Origin of the sequence: Nocardia sp. PE-7 (assembly GCF_030486425.1) — a bacterium.
In the GTDB taxonomy this organism is placed as follows: domain Bacteria; phylum Actinomycetota; class Actinomycetes; order Mycobacteriales; family Mycobacteriaceae; genus Nocardia; species Nocardia salmonicida_A.
Map to the genome: position 1 here is coordinate 2,028,078 of NZ_CP129614.1, position 19,652 is coordinate 2,047,729.

The 19,652-nt window shown below is 67.3% G+C and carries 21 protein-coding genes; 10 read left to right on the forward strand and 11 right to left on the reverse strand.

Translation table 11 applies throughout. The features are described 5' to 3' along the window. Window positions 1-47: 47 nt before the first annotated feature. Genes QX204_RS09450 through QX204_RS09475 form a run of 6 tightly spaced genes read right to left on the reverse strand, consistent with a single transcriptional unit; the run spans window position 48 to window position 5,704 of the window. Entirely contained in the window at window positions 48-1,658 is a 1,611-nt protein-coding gene (locus tag QX204_RS09450) for an acyl-CoA synthetase (RefSeq protein WP_301906212.1), read from the reverse strand. A gap of 24 nt (window positions 1,659-1,682) precedes the next feature. Further along, a complete protein-coding gene (locus tag QX204_RS09455) occupies window positions 1,683-2,921 on the reverse strand; it encodes a hypothetical protein (RefSeq protein ID WP_301906213.1) in 1,239 nt (412 codons plus the stop codon). A gap of 5 nt (window positions 2,922-2,926) precedes the next feature. Next, window positions 2,927-3,478: a nuclear transport factor 2 family protein gene (locus tag QX204_RS09460; RefSeq protein ID WP_301906214.1), complete on the reverse strand. Its 552-nt coding sequence runs from the start codon at window positions 3,476-3,478 to the stop codon at window positions 2,927-2,929. Then, window positions 3,478-3,705, reverse strand: coding sequence for a ferredoxin (locus QX204_RS09465; RefSeq protein WP_056823119.1), 228 nt, complete (start codon window positions 3,703-3,705; stop codon window positions 3,478-3,480). The genes QX204_RS09460 and QX204_RS09465 overlap by 1 nt, the downstream gene beginning before the upstream one ends. After that, window positions 3,702-4,499, reverse strand: a complete 798-nt coding sequence (locus QX204_RS09470; RefSeq protein WP_301906215.1) for an SDR family oxidoreductase — start codon at window positions 4,497-4,499, stop codon at window positions 3,702-3,704. Before QX204_RS09470 ends, QX204_RS09465 begins: the two co-directional genes overlap by 4 nt. Then, the gene (locus QX204_RS09475) at window positions 4,499-5,704 is read right to left on the reverse strand and encodes a cytochrome P450 (protein WP_301906216.1); all 1,206 of its coding nucleotides are present in this window, start codon (window positions 5,702-5,704) and stop codon (window positions 4,499-4,501) included. Before QX204_RS09475 ends, QX204_RS09470 begins: the two co-directional genes overlap by 1 nt. A gap of 190 nt (window positions 5,705-5,894) precedes the next feature. Between QX204_RS09475 and QX204_RS09480 the strand changes: the two genes are divergently transcribed. The 9 genes from QX204_RS09480 to QX204_RS09520 are packed head-to-tail and all read left to right on the forward strand — an operon-like array spanning window position 5,895 to window position 14,451. Further along, window positions 5,895-6,836, forward strand: coding sequence for an ABC transporter permease (locus tag QX204_RS09480; RefSeq protein ID WP_301906217.1), 942 nt, complete (start codon window positions 5,895-5,897; stop codon window positions 6,834-6,836). Beyond that, window positions 6,836-7,699, forward strand: coding sequence for an ABC transporter permease (locus QX204_RS09485; RefSeq protein ID WP_301906218.1), 864 nt, complete (start codon window positions 6,836-6,838; stop codon window positions 7,697-7,699). Before QX204_RS09480 ends, QX204_RS09485 begins: the two co-directional genes overlap by 1 nt. Window positions 7,700-7,703: 4 nt before the next feature. Further along, window positions 7,704-8,747, forward strand: a complete 1,044-nt coding sequence (locus tag QX204_RS09490; protein ID WP_301906219.1) for an MlaD family protein — start codon at window positions 7,704-7,706, stop codon at window positions 8,745-8,747. After that, entirely contained in the window at window positions 8,747-9,745 is a 999-nt protein-coding gene (locus QX204_RS09495) for an MlaD family protein (RefSeq protein WP_301906220.1), read from the forward strand. The genes QX204_RS09490 and QX204_RS09495 overlap by 1 nt, the downstream gene beginning before the upstream one ends. Continuing rightward, window positions 9,733-10,737, forward strand: a complete 1,005-nt coding sequence (locus tag QX204_RS09500; RefSeq protein ID WP_301906221.1) for an MlaD family protein — start codon at window positions 9,733-9,735, stop codon at window positions 10,735-10,737. Before QX204_RS09495 ends, QX204_RS09500 begins: the two co-directional genes overlap by 13 nt. Then, window positions 10,737-11,843 carry an MlaD family protein gene (locus tag QX204_RS09505; RefSeq protein ID WP_301906222.1) on the forward strand — a complete coding sequence of 369 codons (1,107 nt, stop codon included), beginning with the start codon at window positions 10,737-10,739 and terminating at the stop codon, window positions 11,841-11,843. Before QX204_RS09500 ends, QX204_RS09505 begins: the two co-directional genes overlap by 1 nt. Continuing rightward, window positions 11,840-12,904 (forward strand): MlaD family protein, encoded by a 1,065-nt coding sequence (locus tag QX204_RS09510; protein ID WP_301906223.1) that lies wholly within the window; start codon window positions 11,840-11,842, stop codon window positions 12,902-12,904. Before QX204_RS09505 ends, QX204_RS09510 begins: the two co-directional genes overlap by 4 nt. Further along, complete coding sequence (locus QX204_RS09515; RefSeq protein WP_301906224.1) at window positions 12,901-13,857, forward strand: MlaD family protein; 957 nt, start codon at window positions 12,901-12,903, stop codon at window positions 13,855-13,857. The genes QX204_RS09510 and QX204_RS09515 overlap by 4 nt, the downstream gene beginning before the upstream one ends. Window positions 13,858-13,875: 18 nt before the next feature. Continuing rightward, window positions 13,876-14,451, forward strand: a complete 576-nt coding sequence (locus QX204_RS09520) for a hypothetical protein (protein WP_301906225.1) — start codon at window positions 13,876-13,878, stop codon at window positions 14,449-14,451. Between the two features lie 5 nt (window positions 14,452-14,456). Here QX204_RS09520 and QX204_RS09525 read toward each other — a convergent pair whose 3' ends face one another. After that, window positions 14,457-14,603, reverse strand: coding sequence for a DUF1059 domain-containing protein (locus QX204_RS09525; protein WP_063816260.1), 147 nt, complete (start codon window positions 14,601-14,603; stop codon window positions 14,457-14,459). Between the two features lie 89 nt (window positions 14,604-14,692). On the opposite strand from QX204_RS09525, the gene QX204_RS09530 reads away from it, so the two are divergent. Continuing rightward, window positions 14,693-15,349, forward strand: coding sequence for a class I SAM-dependent methyltransferase (locus QX204_RS09530; protein ID WP_301906226.1), 657 nt, complete (start codon window positions 14,693-14,695; stop codon window positions 15,347-15,349). A gap of 6 nt (window positions 15,350-15,355) precedes the next feature. Here QX204_RS09530 and QX204_RS09535 read toward each other — a convergent pair whose 3' ends face one another. The 4 genes from QX204_RS09535 to QX204_RS09550 are packed head-to-tail and all read right to left on the reverse strand — an operon-like array spanning window position 15,356 to window position 19,640. Next, window positions 15,356-16,378 carry a prenyltransferase/squalene oxidase repeat-containing protein gene (locus QX204_RS09535; RefSeq protein ID WP_301906227.1) on the reverse strand — a complete coding sequence of 341 codons (1,023 nt, stop codon included), beginning with the start codon at window positions 16,376-16,378 and terminating at the stop codon, window positions 15,356-15,358. Continuing rightward, complete coding sequence (locus QX204_RS09540; RefSeq protein ID WP_301906228.1) at window positions 16,368-17,099, reverse strand: class I SAM-dependent methyltransferase; 732 nt, start codon at window positions 17,097-17,099, stop codon at window positions 16,368-16,370. The genes QX204_RS09535 and QX204_RS09540 overlap by 11 nt, the downstream gene beginning before the upstream one ends. A gap of 37 nt (window positions 17,100-17,136) precedes the next feature. Beyond that, entirely contained in the window at window positions 17,137-18,381 is a 1,245-nt protein-coding gene (locus QX204_RS09545) for a glycosyltransferase family 4 protein (protein ID WP_301906229.1), read from the reverse strand. Continuing rightward, window positions 18,381-19,640, reverse strand: a complete 1,260-nt coding sequence (locus QX204_RS09550; RefSeq protein WP_301906230.1) for a cytochrome P450 — start codon at window positions 19,638-19,640, stop codon at window positions 18,381-18,383. Before QX204_RS09550 ends, QX204_RS09545 begins: the two co-directional genes overlap by 1 nt. Between the last annotated feature and the right edge of the window lie 12 nt (window positions 19,641-19,652).

Sequence of the window (19,652 nt, forward strand, 5' to 3'; positions counted from 1 at the left end):
TTTCCGCCGAGTTCTGGAGCGGATACCGCTGTGGCGAGAGTGTCTTCTCAATCGGTCCGGTGGTCAGGGGTGCGGTCGGTGACGTAGTCCTTCGCCCAGCGGTAATCGGGTTTGCCGCTGGGGGAGCGGGAGATCGTTTCCGCTGTCCAGATGCGTTTGGGGATCTTGTATCCGGCGAGGTGGGGGCGCAGGTGGGTCAGGACGGCATCGAAGTCCAGGGTGCGGTCGGGGGCGATCGAGATGATCGCGGCGACCTGCTGGCCCCACCGTTCGTGCGGGACGCCGATGACCACCGCGTCGTAGATCGCGTCGTGGGATTTCACCACGGCCTCGACCTCCTCGGGGAATACCTTCTCGCCCCCGGTGTTGATCACCATGTTGCCGCGGCCGATCAGGGTGATGGAGCCGTCGGATTCGGCGCGGGCGCGGTCGTCGGTGACCACGATGCGGGCGCCGTCCACCGTCTTGAACAGCCGTGCGGTGCGCTCGGGGTCGTTGTAGTAGCCGAGCGGGACCGCGCCGGTCTTGGCCAGCCAGCCCTCCTCGCCGGGAGCGACGGGCCGCCCGTCCTCGTCGACGACCACCGCGCCGCGCCCGGTCTGCACCCGGGGGCCGCGCGCCGGATCGTCGTCCTTCTGCGCGAAACCGATACCGCCGAAACCGGTTTCGGACGAGCCGATCGAGTCCGACACCATCGACGTCGGAAACTGCTCCAGCAGTGCGTTCTTCACCGGCTGCGACAGCAGCGCGGCCCCCGAGGCGATCACGAGCAGCGAGGAGGCGTCCACCGGTGCTTCGACGAAGGTGTCGATCAGCGGGCGAGCCATCGCGTCGCCGGTGATGACCATGACATGCGGCTGGTGCGTGGCGACGGACTGCCACACCCGCGCCGGGTCGAAACGCGGCTCGAACAGCACCGTATTGCCCGACCAGAGTGCGTTGAACGTCGGCATCATCGCCGCGGCGTGGATGAGCGGCGGGAGCACGAACCAGATGCTCGGCACACCCTGGGCGCCGGTCGCGGACTGCTGATACTCGTCGCGTACCGGTTCGCCGCTGTAGAAGTCGACCCCGCCGCCGAGCACCCGCCACATGTCTTCCTGACGCCACATGACGCCCTTCGGCATGCCGGTGGTGCCGCCGGTGTACATCATGAACAGGTCGTCCGCGGTGCGAGTGACCGAGGGACGGACCGGGTTTCCCGCCTCGACGAGCTGCTCGTACAGGACCGCGCCCGCCCCCGGTACGCCGACATCACGATCGTCGTCGACGCAGATCGACTGGCGCACAGTCGGCGTCACCTCGAGGGCCGCGCGGACGGTCTCGCCGTAACAGGCGTGGTAGATCAACACCTCGAGGTCGGCGTTGCCGTAGACGTAGGCCAGCTCGGTGGGGCCGTATCGGTAGTTGATGTTGATCGGGACGGCGGCCAGCTTGAAGCAGGCGAGCAACGTCTCCATGGTCTCGATGCTGTTGTGCATCTGGAAACCGACGTGCGTGCCGTGGCCGACGCCCGACTCGGCCAACTGGTTGGCCAGGCGGTTGGCCCGAATATCGAGTTCTTGGAAGGTCACTCGACGATCGCGCTGAATCAGGGCGATGCGATCGGGCATGGCGTCGACGGAGTGTTCGAACAGGTCGGCGAAGTTGTTGGCCATGTCAGTCCATCTCTTGACGATCTCTCACACGACGGTGAGTGGCAGGGGTTTTCCGCGGTCGGTGAAGGAGAAGCCCGCACCGGTGCTGAAGCGGGTCACCGCGACCTCGGATGCTTCTCGGAACGGTTGCTCGGCCAGGTCGATGTCGACGGTCCAGCCGTCCTCGTCCGTCGCCGCGACGCGGGCGACGAAGCGCGGGTTGACCCCGCGGACCAGTGCATCGAGGGGACGCAGGTCTTCGGGTGTCACCATCGAAGACCAGGCCCCGTCGGTTCGCGCCCCACTGACGTGCGGAAAACGCAGGCGCACACCGGAGGACAGCACCGCGATATCGACTCCGGTGTAGTTCACCGGGTTCAGCGCCGGATGAAGCCGCAGGACCGTGGCGAGCGCGTGCGAATCGTCGCCGAGGGCCAGGCATCGACGGATTCGCTCGGAGGTCAGTCCGGCGATCCCGGCGAACTGCTTGCGCCCGATCCCGAGCGCGGTCTCCGCATCGGAGCGTTCGTTGATGGCGACCATGAACCCGAGCGTCAGCAGATGCTGCTGCAGGCAGATCTCATCGGCCATCCGTCGCAGGGCCGCGTGGGAGAAATCGGCGAACCGCAGATCGCTGAGCAGCGGCCCGGTGTAGTCGGACATGCCCTCGTCGCCGGGATCGATCTCGGCCAATTCCAGCCCCGCGGCAACGGAATTCGCCAGGAGCGCGGCATTGCGCGGCACCGCGGGCGGAACGTGCGCGGGATCGATGACCACTGTCCACGCGCACACCGGGGTCCGGTCGGCGGGCCGGCGCGGTGGGCGGTGCACCGGGCGAACCTGGGCGTGCGGATTGGTGGCCAGCGCCGTCGCGTCGAAGGTGGGGTCCTCGATGTCGTGGCACATCGCCACCACGAACTCCTCGCCCATCGGCTCGACATCGGCCAGCGCACCGCAGTGATCGAGCCAGAACTCGCCGTGATCGTGGTCGTCGACCCGGAACCGGAAGTCCATGAACTGCGGCGGCGCGCCGATATCGAGTTGCAGCCCCTTGAAGATGGTCTCGACGCTGTCGCCGGTGAAGCGCAGGGCCCGCTGCATCCGGCGGGTGTAGATCGGGCTGGCCAGCTGCCACTCCTCGATGGCCACCGCCGTCATCCCCTCCCGGCCGAAGGCGGCGATGGTGTGCGCCATCCCGGACCGATCGATGAGGTGACCGCACAGCAACAGCTCGGGGACCAGCGCGGCCAGTTGATGCCGGGACAGCCCGGCGAAGCTGCTCATCGGGCTCACCACAGGGAAGCGGGTGATTCGCCGATGCGGTACCAGCCGGGCAGCGGGTCTCGCGAGACGGAGCGTTCGATGCGCTTGTGCATGCCCGGCGAGAGCGCGTTGTCGGTGATCATGTCGAGGAACATCGCCGAGACATTGCCGAAGTCGAAGAAGTCACGTTGCCACGACCATTGGAAGTCGCCGCCGTAGCGGAACCAGCTGCCGCCGATGCCCTCGGGGGAGTAGTGGCGGCCGTCGGCGCGCTTGCCCTCGTTGATCTGCTTCCAGAAGCCGATCACGGTGCCGCTGCGCTCGTCGATGACGAACTCCTGGTACGGATAGGTCCAGCCCTCGAGGCCGAGCATCTCCTGACCGAGGGCGTAGTCGCGGATCTCGTCGCGACCGACGGACATGAACTCCTGCTTGGGGCCGTAGTTCCAGCCGTAGGTCGCATCTACCGTGTACATCTCCGCGAGGGGCTTCCAGTCGCCCTTCTCCTCACACCGCTGGTTCTCCACGACCCAGCGCCGAACCATCTCGTCGAGTTCGGCCCGCTCGAAACTTGCCATCAGTCTGTGCCTTTCACGGAGGAGTCGGGTTCGCCACCGTCGGCGATCGACAGTGCTTGGGTGGGGCAGTAGCGGATCGCGGCCTCGACAGCCGTGCGTTGCGCGTCGCCGGGGGTGGCGTCCACGATCTCGACCAGGCCGCGTTTGGGCACAGTGAAGACCGCGGGCGCCTCGTCCTGGCAGACCCCGTGTCCCTGACACAGATCCAGATCGACCACGATTCTCATGACGCGCCTCCGTCCGGCACCGGCCGCAGGGGCGCCTCGGGCTGCACCTCGACCAGCACCATGTGGACCCCGCGCGGGACGGAGACCACCGTCGCCACCGCGTCGGCGAGATGTTGCGGACGCAGCATGTAGGGATGGCGGGCCAAGCCCCAGTCCTTCCAGTCCCGCAGCACCGGCCCGACGATCTCGGGGGTCGAATCCATGCCCATTCCGGTCAGGGTCGGGCCCGGCCGGACCAGCGACGCGCGAATGCCGCTGCCCTCCAATTCCATGCGCAGCTGGCCGACCATCGCTTCGAGACCGTTCTTCGCGGCGCTGTAGGCGCCGGAGCGCGGCCGTGGATGGTCGGCGCAGTCGGAGCTGATCACGACCAGATCGCCGCGCCGACGCTCTGTCATCCCCGGCAGCACCCGGTGGACGAGGCGTTGGGCGCCGACGAGGTGGACCTGCACCTGGAACAGGAATCGTTCCGGGTCCATCTCGCCCACCAGCGAGAATTCGATATCGCCCGCACCGGAGACGAGGATCTCGGTGGGGCCGTGCGTGCGCTCGGCGGCCGTCACGAATTCGTCGACAGAGGCGGCATCGGTGACGTCGAGCCGGTGGGCGTACGCCTCGCCGCCGTCGGCGCGGATCTTGGCGGCGAGTTCCTCGCACAACTCGACCCGGCGCGCGCCCAGCGTCACCGGATGGCCGAGCTGGGCCAGCGCGACGGCGCTCGCGGCGCCGATGCCGGAGGAGGCGCCTGCTATCAGTACGGGCCTGCGCTCGGGATGGGGTTCGAATCGGGGCACTAGCTGACCTCTACTGTGATGGGGAGTTTGGCGAAGCCACGGACGTTCGTGGAGTGCACTCGGGCGATGCCGTCGGCGTCGACGTCGAAAGCCGAGACCCGCGAAGCGAATTCGCCGAGCACGATGGTGGCCTCCAGTCGGGCCAGATGCGCGCCGAGGCAGAAGTGCACGCCCGCGCCGAAACTGGCGAGCGCGGAGCTGCTGCTGCGGTCGATGACGTAGCTGTCGCCGTCGTCGAAGGCGGCCGGATCGCGGTTGGCCGAGCCGATCAGCAACAACACCTTCGCGCCCGCCGGAATGGTGCCGCCGTGGTACTCGAGGTCGACCGCCGCGGTGCGGGCCACGATCTGGCTGGAGGTGTCGTAGCGCAGGGTTTCCTCCACCCAGTCGCTGACCAGCTCCGGCTCGGCGACGACCTTGGCGTACTCCGCGGGGTTGGCGCCGGCCCAGTAGAGCGCATTGCCCAAAAGCTTGGTGGTGGTCTCGTTTCCGGCGACGACCATCAGGAACATGAAGCCGATGATCTCCTCGTCGGTGAGGGTGTCGTCATCGATCTCGGCATCGAGCAGCGCCGAGGTGAGATCGTCGGCGGGTGCGGCGCGGCGCTGGGCGACCATGTCGGCGTAGTAGCCGAACAGTCGGATCGAGGCGTCGATCGCGTCGACGGGCACATCGAGCACGCCCTCCTCCCGGTGCACCACCAGATCGGCCAAGCGGCGGATCTCGGCGCGATCGGGCTCGGGCACGCCCATCAATTCGGAGATGACGTCCATCGGCAGCTTGCCCGCGACCTCGTCGATCCAGTCGAAGCTGCCGCGCGCGAGCGCCGGCTCGAGATGCTCGAGGGTGATCTCCCGGATCCGTACTTCCATCTCGGCGACGCGTTTCGGGGTGAAACCCTTGAAAACGAGCCTGCGCATACGCATATGTCGCGGATCGTCCATTGCCAGGAACGACATCACCCGATGGGCGTGCGGACCCCAGGCCGCCGGGTCCAGGGAGACGCCATTGGCGCTGGAAAGCCGATTGCTGTCCCGAAATGCCGCGAGCACATCGGAATGCCGGGAAAGTGCCCAGAAATCGAGCTCCGGATTGTGGTAAAGCGGCGCCTCGGTGCGCAATCGGTGGTAAGTCGGGTACGGGTCTTCGTGGAATCCGTAGTCGTACGGGTCGAATGCCACGGGCTCCACTGTGGCGCTGGTCATCGCGAATACCCCGGTTTCGATAGGTCGTCCCCTTCGGCGGCGGGGGCGGACAACCCCGAGGGAGACAGGTAGCTGGACATGTGTCTGGACGGTACCATCGACACGAGTTCGGCACAACGCTTTCAGGGGCCTTGCGGGGGCTGACCGGCTGGTGGAGGCCGAGTTTCCGGCCGGTCAAATATCTGGACCAGTGTCTGGAATGTGGTCCAAATCATATGGTACCGTCACCGCCATGGCACGGGTAGACGACGAAGTTGCACCGGTCAACGGTGGTGCGACGGACGCGAGCGATACAGATGTGCAGGACGGGGAACAGGCCGGTGCCGGGCAGATAATTCGTCGAAACTTCTCCGACACTGTCCTTTCGAGTGTCGCGACTCTGGGCCGCGCTTTGCGTATCGGCGCGGCAGCGAGCTACATCGGTGTGATCGACGCTATTCGCGGGCGATTCCAGGTACACGAAACGCTCACGCAAGCCTGGTTTCTGATCAGGGTCACCGCGGTACCGAGTATTTTGATGGCCATTCCGTTCGGCGTCATCGTTTCCGCGCAAGTCGGCAATATCGTGTCCGAACTCGGCGCCGATTCGATGATCGGTGCGGCGGGCGGACTCGGCGTCATCAAGCAGGGCGCTCCGATGGCCACCGCGATGCTGCTGGGTGGGGCGGGCGCCGCCGCGATCGCGGCCGACCTGGGCGCACGAACCGTCCGCGAGGAGGTCGACGCACTGCGGGTGATGGGCATCGACCCGGTGCAACGCCTGGTCGTGCCCCGCATCGCGGCCATGATGTTGGTCGCGCCGCTGCTCAATATCCTGATCATCTTCATCGGCGTCGGCTCGGGCTTCTTGGTCGCGGTGTCGGCGTTGAACGTCACCCCGGGCAGCTACTGGCAGTCCTTCGGCGCCTTCACCACCTCGATCGACGTCTGGGTATCGCTGGTCAAGGCGCTGATCTTCGGCTTCCTGGTCGTCGTGATCGCCTGTCAACGCGGGTTGGAAGCCAAAGGCGGACCGCGCGGTGTCGCCGACGGGGTCAATGCGGCCGTGGTGATGTCGATCGCCGCGGCCGTTGTGCTGAACACCGTGATCACCCAGGTGGTCACGATGTTCTTCCCGGTGAGGATGGCCTGATGAGCGCGCCCTACTATCCCGCCGCGCTGCGGTGGGTCGGCTGGCTGCGCCGCCGTGGTATCCGCCCGTTCGGCCCGATCGAGTCGATCGGGTTCGTCCTCGGCTTCTGCTGGCAGGTGCTCTCGTCGGTGCCCTACACACTGGTGCACTACCGCCGTCAGACGATCACGATGGTGACGGACATGACCTGGGGTCGCGGCTCGGTGATCATCGGCGGCGGTGTGGTGCCGCTGATGCTGTTGCTCGGCGCGGCCATGGGCGCCTCCATCGGCATCGAGGCGTTCAGTGCTCTCGACCTGTTGTCGCTGGGGCAACTCAGCGGTCTCATCTCGGCCTTCGGCGTGACCCGCGAGCTCGCGCCGATCGCGGCGGGGATCGGCTTCGCGGCGCAGGCCGGGTGCCGAATGACCGCCGAGATCGGCTCCATGCGCATCTCCGAGGAAATCGACGCCCTCGAATCGCTCGGCATCAGGTCGGTGCCGTTCGTCGTGACCACGCGGGTCATCGCCGGGATCTTCGCCGTCGCACCGGCATTCGTGGTCGCGTTGATCCTGAGCTATTTCTCCTGCGCCTTCATCGTCACGACCATCCACGGGACACCGGCAGGCACGTACAACCACTACTTCGAGCAGTTCGTGGTCGGCTGGGATGTCTTCGCCGCGACTGTCAAAGTGATGGTGTTCGCGGTCGCTGTCGTGCTGATCCATTGCTATCAGGGCTATTTCGCCACGGGCGGTCCCGAGGGCGTGGGCATCGGTTCCGGGCGCGCCATTCGGGCGAGCCTGGTGGCGATCATCGCGCTCGACATGGTCGCCACCATTCTGCTGTGGGGATTCCAATCCCCCGTCACGTTCACCGGGTGATGCCATGCCTGCCTATGCTCTGCCGGGTACCGAAGTCGGGCCACTGCGCGCCCGCGTTATCGGCACCCTCGCCGTCGTGCTCACGCTGGTGGGCGTGCTCGTCTGGCGGGTGGTGCCCGACAGCGAACCCGACGACCGGATCCAGGTCGCACTGCTGGTCGGCCAAGTCGGCGAGGGCGTCGGGGAGGGCACCGATGTCCGGCTCGACGGCGTACGCGTGGGCTCGGTCGCCGCGATCGACTTCGCGGGCCGCGGCGAGCAGCGAATCGAGCTGACGCTGAGTGGTTCTCAGCTGTTCGGCCTGACGAACGCCCTGACCGTCGACTACGCGCCGGGAAACCTCTTCGGCATCAGCGCCATCGAGCTGCATTCGACGCCGGGCGGTGCGGAGCTGGTCGACGGCTCGACGGTCGATCTGACCGATCGTGAAGCTGATCGAGTCCACGACGCCACGCTCTCGGCCCTGCTGGCATCGACGGGCCAGCTCACCGACGAGGTGCTGACACCGAAACTCGTGGAACTGCTCAGCACGATCTCGCGCGACCTCACGGCCTTCACGCCACTGCTGCAGGCGATCGGCACGACCGCCCGCTCCTATGCCGAGACCCGGGAGCTCCCGCCGTCGATGCTGTTCGAACAGTTCGGTTCCGCGCTGACCGGGTTGCCGCCCATGCTCACCGGCGGGCTGACGCTGCTGAACGCGGAGTACACGAACAAGTACCTGGCGGTACCCGACCAACTCCAACGCTTCGGCCAGATGTTCGAAAACATCCAATACCAACTGCTGCCGACGGTGACCCAACTGCTCAGCACCTCCCAACAGTATTTCGGTGGAATCCTGCCCATGATCAGCCTTGTCCTCGACCGCCTTTCCGCATCGGTCAGCACCCCGCACCGTTCGGCGGAGCAACTGAGCGAACTGCTCACCCGCCTCGACACCGCTTTTCGCGACACACCCGAGGGCCCCGTGCTCACTGCCGGGGTCGAACTGGATGTGGTGCCCGGTCTGGCGGCACCTCTGGCCTCGATACTCGGGGGCGCGCGCTGATGACGACACGCTCCCTGCTGGTACGCGTAGCCGCCGCGGTCCTGCTGATGGGTCTGGTGCTGGTGGGCGTCCTGCGCGTGATCGAGCGACCGATCGACGGCGAAACCGACACCTACACAGCGCTGTTCACCGATGCGAACGGCCTGCGCGCCGGCGACGACGTGCGCCTCTACGGCGTGCAGGTCGGCAAGGTGCGTGCGGTCGAACTCGACGGGGCGCTGGCTCGCGTGAGGTTTATCGTCAGCAGGGATCGGCCGGTGTTCACCAACACCGTCATCGCCATCCGGTACCAGAATCTCACCGGCTTCAGGTATCTGGACATAGAGCAGCCCGAACAGCCTGCGGGACAGCGTGATCCGGCCTCGGTCTTCGGCACCGCGGAGACGGTGCCCGACTTCGACATCACGCGACTGTTCAAAGGATTACAGCCGGTGCTGGCCGAACTCTCGCCCGATGATCTCAATCAGTTCGCGACCAGCATTCTCGCGGTGGTCCAGGGCGACGGGACGGGCGTCGGGCAGGCGCTGGGCGCCATCGACAAGCTCAGCCGGTATGCCTCCGATCGGCAGGCGGTGCTGTCGACGCTGGTGGGCAACCTCGCCCAGGTGGCCGATCATCTCGGCGGAAAGTCGGGCAATGCGATGACCCTGCTGACCAATCTGACCAACCTGTTCATCACCATCACCGAGAAGCTGCCCGGACTCGTCGACTTCGCGAACGGCATCCCCGGTGTGCTGCAACCACTTCGGAGCATGCTCACCGTCTTCGGGGTCACAGGGGAACCCGGCGGGGACCTCGATGTAGCGCTGCGCAGGGCGTTCCCTGATCCGTATGACGCGGTGGCCGCGTTCGAGAGCATGCCCGGTCTCATCCAGGCGATGACACAGGCGATTCCGCCCACCGGGCCCGACCTCACCTGCTCGCACGGTGCCGCTACGGCTCCCCAACCTCTGCAAGTACTCATCGCCGGACAGGGGATCTTGCTGTGTCACCGATAGCGCGCGCACGCGCCGCCGATCCGCGGGCGGGCGAATTGCGCTGGGGAATAGCGGGAATGTGCGCCGCCGTGCTCTTGCTGATCGCGATCGGCGCGGTCTATGTCACCGGAACCACCGCTGAGCGTACGTATTCCGCCGAGATGGCCCAGGCGGGCTCGATCCGCACCGGCGACGACGTGCGGCTCGCGGGGATACCCGTCGGGAAGGTGACCGCGCTGACCCTGCTGCCCGATCGGGTCAGGATGGAATTCACCGTCGCCGAGGACGCGTTCCTGGGCGACCAGACCACCCTCGACATCCGGATGCTCACCTTTGTCGGCGGCTACTACCTGGCCGTCCTGCCCGCCGGCACGAAACCGCTCGGCGCCGCGGTGATCCCCATGGAGCGAGTCATCGTGCCCTACAACCTGACCAAGGCGTTCCAGGACGCGGTGGAGCCCGTCCGCCGGATCGACGGGAGCGTCTTCCGCCAGGACCTCGCCGCACTGTCCACCGCGATCGACAAGAGCCCGGACGCCGTGCGCTCGACGGTACGCGCCGCCGGTGACGTGGTCGCGATCCTGGACGAGCAGAACGCCGACATCTCCCGTGCCCTGTCCATCGCCGACGAATACCTGACCGCGCTCGACGCGAACGCCGATGTGCTGGCGGATCTGGTCATCACCCTCGGCACGCTCGAACAGATCATCCAGACCAACAAGGTGCAGGTTGCCGAATCCCTGTACGACCTGGCGGTCATCCTGCAAGACCTCACGCCGCTCGGACGGGCGTGGGACGCGTCGATCAAGGAGCGCGCCCAGCCGCTCGCCGATGCCATCCCCGCGCTCGAGCAGCTCGGCGCGCGCCTCGGCGCCCTGCTGGAATCCGTGCGCGCGTTCGAACAGCGGCTGCTCCCGCTGATGCCCGCGGGCGGCGGGGTGAGTGTCGACCAGTCCGGCGCGACCATCCAGCTCCCCGCCCTGTGCGTGCCGCTGCCGGGAGGTGGTTGTTGATGCTGAACAAGATCCTGGGATCGCGCGGGCTGATGTCGGCCGTGGTCGTCGTGGCGCTCGTGCTGGCCGGTGCGATCGGCCTGCGGCTGAGCTCGCCGAATCCGCCGATGCGGAGCTATTGCGCCGACATGCCGGACAGTATCGGGCTGTATGAGGGCAGCGCGGTCACGGTCATGGGAGTGCAGGTCGGGAGCGTCACCGAGATCAGCATCGACGGTGCGGTGGCGCGCGTCGAATTCACCGTCCGCGCCGATCGCAAGTTGCCGACCGACGTGGGAGCGGTGACCGTCAGCGACACCTTGATCGCCGACCGGCGACTGGCCCTGATCGGGGCCGAACCCGCTGGGCCGGGCTGGAATTCGAGCTCGTGCATCACCAAGACACTGACTCCCAAAAGCCTCACGCAGACCTTCGACGCCCTCGCCGGGCTCGCCGACCAGCTCAACGGTGCGGGCGAAACCGGTCAGCAGCGCACCGCCGTCGGGGCCGGAGTCGACGCGCTCGATCGCGCGACAGCGGGGACCGGCGATCAGATCAACGAGATCATCGCCGCGCTGAGCAGGGCGCTGGTCGCACCCGACGCGGCGATCGGCCACATCGGGCAACTGCTCGACGCGCTCACCGAGCTCGCTCACCGAGCGCGCAGTGGCTGGTCGCAGGTGGAGACCACGGTGAGTGGGCTGCCGCAGACGTTCGACGACATCGTCACCATCGCGTTCCCGCCGATCATCGAGATCGTCGCCGCGCTCGCCGACCTGCTGCCCCAGCTCAACGACGTGATCGTGATGTTCGGATCGCCCGCGCTGCGCTCGTTGAATTCGGTGCCGGATCTGTCGCGCATGATCGCGGCGGGCGTCGGCTCGCTCGCCGATGTCATCGCCATGGCCCCGGCCGTCGCGAGCGGCTTCGCCGGCGCCGTCGACCCGGCCAGCGGGGCACTGACCATCGGTTACGCGCCACCGAAACTCGTACTTGCCCAGCAAGACACGACCCAGGTGTGTGCGGCCGTGCAGGTCGTTACGGGCCAGCCCTGCCAGGCGACCGAAAGCGGTGCGATGACGATTCCTGCTCTGCCCCTGCTGCTCGGGGCGGTGAGCGCACGATGAAACGCGTTGTCCTGCTCCTGTTCACGGTGCTGCTCGCTGCCACCGGCTGCGGTTTCCAGCCCGCCGACCTGCCGGTACCGGGTTCGGGCGTCGACGGGCCGACGTATCAGCTGCGGATCGAGTTCGCCGATGTACTCAATCTCCCGCAGGGCGCCAAGGTGATCGCGGCCGGTGTCCGCGTCGGCATACTCACCGGGGTCACCCTCGTCGATCCGGTCGCCGCCACACCGGACCGCGCGGCCGTGCCGGGCTATGCCGTCGCCGATGTCGCCATCGCGCAGTCGGTGCGGCTCTCGGTCGGCACCACCGCCGAACTCCGCCAGGAGACTCCGCTCGGCGACGTCCACATCGCGCTGACCGAACCGGTGCCCGCGAGGACGGGCGAGCTGAGGCCGGGCGCGACCATCCCACTCGCGGACACGACCCAGTCACCCCCGATCGAGGACATCCTGGCCGGGCTGTCCACCTTCATCGGCAGCGGCGCGGTGACCGATTTCCAATCCATCGTGCGCACCATGAACGGCGTGTTCCCCGACGATCCGCGCGACACCGCCCGTCTTGCAGGCATTCTCGGTGCCGACATCACCGACCTCGGCGACCACCTGCACTCGGTCGACGCCCTGCTCGACGGCTTGGAGGCCACAGTCGAGGAGGGCATGCAGCAGAACCTGCCGATTCTCGACGAACTGCTCACCCCCTACGGCGTCCAACACACCACCGATGCGGTGAACACGCAGATCCGGGTCATCTTCGTGCTGACCGCGCTGGGCCCGGTCGCGCCGAGCGCGCAGTGGCTCGGCCCACTGCTGTCCTCCCTGGACGACACCACCCGCGCCCTCGTTCCCATGCTGCTGGGCAGCCGCCCGCTCGACGCCGATTCACCGTCGAACACGAAGGCGCTCATCGACCTGATCAACACCGATCTCGTGCCCTTCGCGACCCACGGCCCGAAGGTCGACCTGGTCGAAGTCACCCTCGGGCCGTCGACCGGCTCGACCCCCGCCGACGAGCACACCGCCCGCATCGTCGACACCCTGCGGATGATCGGACTCCTACGATGAATCTGCGCGCGACAGTATCGCTCTCCGCGATCGCGGCGGTCCTGGTTTTCGGTGTGGGGTACATGTCGCTCGGGGTGCTGCGGCTGGACCCGCGACTGAGCTACATCACCGCCGACATGCGGCTGGACAACTCGGGCGGGCTCGCGCCGAATTCGCCTGTCCTGCTCGCCGGTGTGCAGGTCGGGCGCACCGAGTCGGTGCGCAAACAGGCAGGCGGGGTGCTCGTTCGGCTGCGGATCGACAGCCGGTACCGCATCCCGGTGTCCAGCAACGTCCGGATCGAGCAGCTCTCGGCCCTCGGCGAGCCGTATATCGCCTTCGCGCCGGAATCGGGTGCGGGCCCGTATCTCGAGGACGGCCAGGTCGTCGCGGCCGACCGGATCCACCTGCCGATGACCATCACGGCCCTGTCGGCCCGACTGGTCGAATTACTCGAGCAGATCCATCCCGAGGCGATCGCGAACCTGGTCGACACCTTCGACCGCGCGCTCGCCGGGACGGACACCGCGATGCAGACCCTGCAGCGATCATCGACCCTGCTCGCGGCCACCCTGCTCAGCCGCACCGAGGCCGTCCGGCAACTGTTCGCCGATGTGCAAGCCCTCGGCGGCAACATGGAATGGTTCGGGCCCTCGCTCGGCACGGCGGGTCCACTGTTCGGCGAGTTCGGCGTGACGCTGAACGCGATCGTCGAATCGGGATCGGAGCTCGTCGAGAGCCGTCCGGTGCCTTCTTATTTCACCGGCGACGGCCTCGTGCCGTTCCTGGCCGAGCTCGCCACCCTGATCGAGGAGATCGGGCCGAGCATCGCCCCGCTGGGGCAGGTGCTGGGTCCGGTGGTCACCGATGCGGTGAACCGGACACCCGCCCTCGACCTCAGCACCCTGATCGAGCAAGCCCTGCAGAGCGTGGACGCCGACGGCACAGTGCATTTGCGCATCGGCGTCAAATAGTCGGACGAAGGACAGACCATGAGTACAGCGACCGAAGAAGCCACCACCACCGAGGCCGCCGAGCAGCAGCCGCGCACCGTATCCCTGCGACTGTCGACCGTGCTGAGCGCCGCCACGATCGCGGTCCTCGTCGCCGCGGTGGTCACCTTCGCGTCGCTGTACTTCTCGGCCGAGGCGACGATCGCCGATCGCGAGGCCCGCGACGCCGATGCCCGGCACGTCGAACAGATCGCCTCGGACTACGGGGTCGGCGCGTCCACCATCGACTACCGCGACGTGCAAGCGTGGTTCACCCGACTGCGAACCGGCACCACCCCGCAACTGGCCGCGAAATTCGACGCCACCGCACCGCAATTGGAGCAGATCCTGCTCCCACTGCAGTGGACATCGAAGGCGACTCCGCTCTCGGCGGCCGTGACCTCGGAAAGCGGTGGCATCTACAAGGTCAACGCCTACCTCGATGTGGTCTCCACCAGCGCCCAGACGCCCGGCGGAACGCGGACCACCGTCACCTACTCGCTCACTGTCGACCGCAATGCCGACTGGCAGATCACCGAGGTGGGTGGCCTGCAGAACGCGCTGCCGACCAAATAGCCGACTCAGTAGGCGATGAAGAGGATCTCGTCGGGGGTGTAGTCGTGTCCGGGGTGGTTCTCGGCCAGGTGCGCCTGGGTCTGCTTGATCAGATCGTCTTCGTCGGTGCCCTTGATGGCGACGCCGCAGGGGCAGTTCAGACGAGTCTTCATCGGTGTTCTCCTTTTGGTCTCGACTATCCGAGCAGGTTTCCGGACAGTAGTCCGGATTGTATTCCAGTTCATATGTTAGCGTGGCTCGCATGGCAGCTCTGGACGAAATCTCCGCCGGTACCAGCGACCTGTTCGCACTCGCCGAACAGGTCACCGGATTCATGCCGCCGGACGAGGGACACGCGCTCTACGCTGCCGCTCGCGCGTACGCGGGCGACGGAATCATCATGGAGATCGGCACCTATTGCGGCAAGTCGACCGTCTATCTCGGCGCCGCCGCGCGCGAGACCGGCGCCGCTGTGTTCACCGTCGACCACCACCGCGGCTCCGAGGAGCACCAGCCGGGCTGGGAGTACCACGACACCACCCTGGTCGACCCGGAGACCGGCGTCTTCGACACCGTGACCACGTTCCGGCGCACCATGATTCGGGCGCAGCTCACCGACACGGTGACCGCGATCATCGGCTCGTCCACCGCCGCGGCGCGCATCTGGCGCACCCCGCTGCGGATGCTGTTCGTCGACGGCGGCCACACCGAGGAAGCCGCGCAGCGCGACTACGACAACTGGGTGCCCTGGGTGGCGGGCGGCGGGCTGCTCGCCATCCACGACGTCTTCCCCGACCCCGCCGACGGCGGCCGCGCGCCGTTCAACATCTATCGCCGCGCGCTCGACAGCGGCAAGTTCAGCGAACTCTCGGTCACCGGTTCACTGCGCATCCTGCAGCGCACCGCCGCCTGCGGCTGAGTCGCCTCAGCCGGGCAGCGCGTCGCGAAAGATGCCGTTGCCCGGGGAAGTACGGGTGAGGGCGTCGGCGGCCAGCACGACCGCCGCCCCCGTCCACGTCGTGCGTTCTTCCGGCCAGCGCTTGCCATCGGTGAAAACCAGTCCGGTCCAATAGGAACCGTCGGATTCGCGCAGATGCTGCATATTGGCGAACAGCGTGGCGGCGGCAGCGGTGTCGCCGATGGCGTCCAAGGCGAGCACCAGTTCACAGGTCTCGGCGCCGGTGACCCACGGTGCGTCGGAGACGCAGCGGATTCCGAGGTCGCCGACGACGAATTCGTTCCAGCGCCGAGCTATCAGATCCGTGGCCGCGACGCCGCGCACCGCACCGCCCAACACGGGGTAGTACCAGTCCATGGAGTAGCGGCTCTTGTCCAGAAAAGCCTCCGGACGATGGCGCAGGGCGTGGCCGAGCCGGTCGCGGGCCGCGGCCCAGTCCGGGCGTGGATCGCCCACTCGCTCGGCCAGCGTCACCGCGCAGCCGAGGCTGTGGAAGATGCTGGAACAGCCGGTCAGCAAGGCTTCCCCGGAGGATCCGGATTCGTTTGCCGACCAATGGATCTCGCCGTGCGCGCCCAGCTGGAGGCCGAGCACGAAGTCGATGCCGGCGCGCACCGTCGGCCACAACTCGGCGGCGAAACCGGTATCGCCGGTGATCGAAAGGGCGTGCAGGACGCCGGTGGCCAGGTAGGCGCAGAAGTTGGTGTCGGCGTCGTGATTCTCGATCACCCCACCGCGTACCTGCATCGGCCACGAGCCGTCGGAGCGTTGCGATTTCGCCGACCAGATGTAGGCCTCACGGGCCTCGTCCCACAGGCCGGCCACGGTCAGTGCCATCGCGGACTCGATATGGTCCCACGGATCGGTGTGACCGCCGCTGAACCAGGGAATCGCGCCATCGGGTTCCTGTGCGGCGGCGATGGATTCGGCGGTCTGGCGGATATCGCGCGCGGAGAGGACTCCGGGAAGGGCCGGTAGTTCAACGGGCATCGCCGCGCACCGCCGGTTTCGTGAAGTAGAGCGCGACGGACTTGCCGACCAGCGGATTCAACACACGCTCGGCCGTGCGCGTCACGGCCGGCGCCGACATCATGTCCCACACCAGCATGCGGTGATAGGCGCTCACCAGTGGGTGCTTGTCATTGCGTACGCCGACAGCGCATTTGAGCCACCAGAAGGGTGCGTGCAGCGCGTGCGCGAAGTCCTGGTGGTGGTAGCGCAGACCGCGCGCGGTGATCTTGTCGCGCAACTCGTCGGCGCGATAGATGCGCACGTGGCCGCCCTCGTTGGCGTGGTACTCGTCCGAGAGCGCCCAGCAGATGCGTTCGGGCAGCCAGCGCGGCACTGTGACCGCCAGCGCGCCACCGGGTTTGACCACCCGCGCCAGTTCGGCGATCGCCTGCGTGTCCTGCGGAACGTGCTCGAGGATCTCCGAGGCGATGACCACATCGAATTCCTCGTTGCCGTAGGGCAGATCGAGGGCGTCGCCGCGCACGGTCTCGGCCTTGGCGTAGTCCGGCGCCTCGCCCGCCGCGGCCATGGCCTCGAACATGACCGCGACATCGGCCAGGTCGGCGGCGTTCTGGTCGAACGCGACGACGTCGGCTCCGCGGCGATAGGCCTCGAAGGAATGTCTGCCCGCGCCACAGCCGATGTCGATCACCCGTGATCCGGGGCCGACGCCCAAGCGGTCGAAATCGACGGTCAACATGAGGCCTCCAGGTGCTGCACAGGGTCAGGCGGGGGAGTCATCGGGCGGTGCCCGGCGGGGTGGGGGAGCGGCGGGTGATCGCCTGGTCGTAGATCGCGACCGTCTGCGAGGCGACGGCCGACCAGCTGAACAGCTCGAGCACGCGAACCCGACCCGCCGCGCCGAGGAGCTCGCGTCGGGCGGGGTCGGCGAGCAGTTCGCCGAGCACCCGGGTCAGCGCGTCCACATCGCCCGGCTCGACCAGTTCGGCGCACTCGCCGACGACCTCGGGCAGCGCGCCCGCCCGGCTGGCGACCAGCGGTGTCCCGCTGGCCATCGCCTCGACCGCGGGCAGCGAGAACCCCTCGTACATCGACGGAATACAGGCGAGCTCGGCCGAGGCGAGCAGCTCGGCCAACTGCTCGTCGCTCATTCCGCTGACCGGGGTGACGATATCGGCGATGCCGAGTTCGGCGATCAGCTTCTCGGTGGGGCCGTTCGGTTCCAGCTTCGCGACGAGCCGGAGTTCGACATCGCCGGTATGGCGCAGCCGGGCCACGGCTTTCAGCAGGTGCGCGATGCCCTTGAGCGGCTTGTCGGCGCTGGCGACCGCGACGATCCGCCCCCGCACCCGCGGTGTCTCGCGCGGCCGGAACAGTTCGGTGTCCACGCCGAGGGGAACGGTATGGAGCTGTCCCGGCCGCACGCCGAAGTCTTCGGCGATATCCGCCGCCGAAGACGACGACACCGTGATCAGATCCGGAATCTGCTGTGCGACTCGCTGTTGCATGCCGAGGAAGCCGTACCAGCGCCGCACGAACAGCTTGCGCCGCCACGGCGTCGCGGCGAGATCGACCGCGCGGTCGCGAGTGATCGGATGGTGCACCGTCGCCACCAGCGGCAGCCGCTCGGCGATGTCGAGCAGGCCGTAGCCCAGGCACTGATTGTCGTGCACGACATCGAAATCCTGTGCGCGCGAAGCCAACAGCCTGGCCGCGCGCAGGCTGAACGTGCGCGGTTCGGGAAACCCGGCCGTCCACATGGTGGCGAGCTCGAGCAGATCGATGCGATCGCGGATCTCGCGGGGATGCGGTGTGCGAAAGGGGTCGTCGTCGCGGTAGAGGTCCAGACTCGGCACCTCGGTGAGACACACCCGCGGATCGAGATCCTCGGGATAGGGCTGCCCGGAGAACACCTCGACCTCGTGGCCGAGCTCGACGAGCCCCTGGCTCAGGTACCGGACATACACTCCCTGCCCGCCGCAGTGCGGCTTGCTCCGGTAGGACAGCAGTGCGATCCTCATCAGTCCCGTTCTCCTGACTCGTAGCTGACCTGCCAGTGCTTGATGCCGTTGATCCACCCAGACCGTAGCCGCTGCGGCTCCGAAACCTGGGACAGATCGGGCATCACGTCGGCGATGGCGTTGAAGATCAGCTCGATCTCGAGCCGGGCCAGGTTGGCTCCGACACAGAAATGGGTGCCGGTGCCGCCGAAGGCCAGGTGCGGATTGGGGTCGCGCAGGATGTCGAAGCTGAACGGGCGCTCGAAGGCATCCTCGTCGAAATTGGCTGAGCTGTAGAACAATCCGATGCGATCACCAGCGCGGATGAGTTGCCCGCCGAGCTCGGTGTCGGCGGTCGCGGTGCGCTGGAAGACCGTCACCGGGGTCGCCCACCGCACGATCTCGTCGATCGCGGTCCGTGGGCGTTCCCGCTTGTAGAGCTCCCACTGATCCGGATTGTCGATGAACGCCTTCATGCCGTGGGTGATGGCGTTGCGGGTGGTCTCGTTGCCCGCCACGGCCAGCAGGATCACGAAGAACCCGAACTCGTCGGAGCCCAGCGCCTCCCCGTCGAGATCGGCGTGCACCAGCTTGCTGACGATGTCGTCGGCCGGCTCGGCGCGCCGCTGTTCGGCCATGTTCCAGGCGTAGCCGAGGATCTCCATAGCCGCGGTCGACGAGGTGTCGGTCGTGGTCGCGTCGCCGTACTCCGGATCGTCGTAGTTGAGCATCTGGTTCGACCAGTCGAACAGCTTGCGACGTTCCTGCTGGGGGACGCCGACGAGTTCGGCGATGGCTTGCAGCGGAAGCTCGCACGCCACCTGTTCGACGAAATCGCCGCCGCCTGCCGCCCGCGCCGCGTGCACGATCGCCGCCGCCCGTTCGGTCAACGCCGCCCGCAACCCCTCGACCGCGCGCGGCGTGAACCCCTTGGAGATGATGCGGCGGATCTTGGTGTGCTTGGGCGGATCCATGTTCAGCAACAGGGCGCCGGTGAGTTCGATCTGCTCGGGAGTCACCTCACCGGGCAGCCGGATGACCGAACCCTTGCGCTGGGAGGAGAACAGCTCGGGATTGCGCGAGATCTCCTTGATGTCCTCGTGCTTGCTGATCACCCAGTAGCCGCCGTCGCGGAACCCGCCCGACTGCGGGTCGGTCTGGGCGTTCCACCAGACCGGGGCGGTGCGGCGCAACTCGGTGAATTCCTGGACGGGGTTGCGGGATTCCCACAGTGCCGGATCGGTGAAATCGAATCCGCTGGGAATGGACGACGCTGTCACAGTGCTTCTCCG

Excerpts from the sequence above, each read along its gene's own strand:
- QX204_RS09540 (WP_301906228.1), bottom strand. The coding sequence starts at position 17,099 with ATGTTGACCGTCGATTTCGACCGCTTGGGCGTCGGCCCCGGATCACGG.
- QX204_RS09475 (WP_301906216.1), bottom strand. The coding sequence starts at position 5,704 with ATGACCAGCGCCACAGTGGAGCCCGTGGCATTCGACCCGTACGACTAC.
- QX204_RS09525 (WP_063816260.1), bottom strand. The coding sequence starts at position 14,603 with ATGAAGACTCGTCTGAACTGCCCCTGCGGCGTCGCCATCAAGGGCACC.
- QX204_RS09485 (WP_301906218.1), top strand. The coding sequence starts at position 6,836 with ATGAGCGCGCCCTACTATCCCGCCGCGCTGCGGTGGGTCGGCTGGCTG.
- QX204_RS09530 (WP_301906226.1), top strand. The coding sequence starts at position 14,693 with ATGGCAGCTCTGGACGAAATCTCCGCCGGTACCAGCGACCTGTTCGCA.
- QX204_RS09455 (WP_301906213.1), bottom strand. The coding sequence starts at position 2,921 with ATGAGCAGCTTCGCCGGGCTGTCCCGGCATCAACTGGCCGCGCTGGTC.
- QX204_RS09495 (WP_301906220.1), top strand. The coding sequence starts at position 8,747 with ATGACGACACGCTCCCTGCTGGTACGCGTAGCCGCCGCGGTCCTGCTG.
- QX204_RS09510 (WP_301906223.1), top strand. The coding sequence starts at position 11,840 with ATGAAACGCGTTGTCCTGCTCCTGTTCACGGTGCTGCTCGCTGCCACC.
- QX204_RS09505 (WP_301906222.1), top strand. The coding sequence starts at position 10,737 with ATGCTGAACAAGATCCTGGGATCGCGCGGGCTGATGTCGGCCGTGGTC.
- QX204_RS09490 (WP_301906219.1), top strand. The coding sequence starts at position 7,704 with ATGCCTGCCTATGCTCTGCCGGGTACCGAAGTCGGGCCACTGCGCGCC.
- QX204_RS09545 (WP_301906229.1), bottom strand. The coding sequence starts at position 18,381 with ATGAGGATCGCACTGCTGTCCTACCGGAGCAAGCCGCACTGCGGCGGG.
- QX204_RS09535 (WP_301906227.1), bottom strand. The coding sequence starts at position 16,378 with ATGCCCGTTGAACTACCGGCCCTTCCCGGAGTCCTCTCCGCGCGCGAT.
- QX204_RS09460 (WP_301906214.1), bottom strand. The coding sequence starts at position 3,478 with ATGGCAAGTTTCGAGCGGGCCGAACTCGACGAGATGGTTCGGCGCTGG.
- QX204_RS09520 (WP_301906225.1), top strand. The coding sequence starts at position 13,876 with ATGAGTACAGCGACCGAAGAAGCCACCACCACCGAGGCCGCCGAGCAG.
- QX204_RS09465 (WP_056823119.1), bottom strand. The coding sequence starts at position 3,705 with ATGAGAATCGTGGTCGATCTGGATCTGTGTCAGGGACACGGGGTCTGC.
- QX204_RS09450 (WP_301906212.1), bottom strand. The coding sequence starts at position 1,658 with ATGGCCAACAACTTCGCCGACCTGTTCGAACACTCCGTCGACGCCATG.
- QX204_RS09515 (WP_301906224.1), top strand. The coding sequence starts at position 12,901 with ATGAATCTGCGCGCGACAGTATCGCTCTCCGCGATCGCGGCGGTCCTG.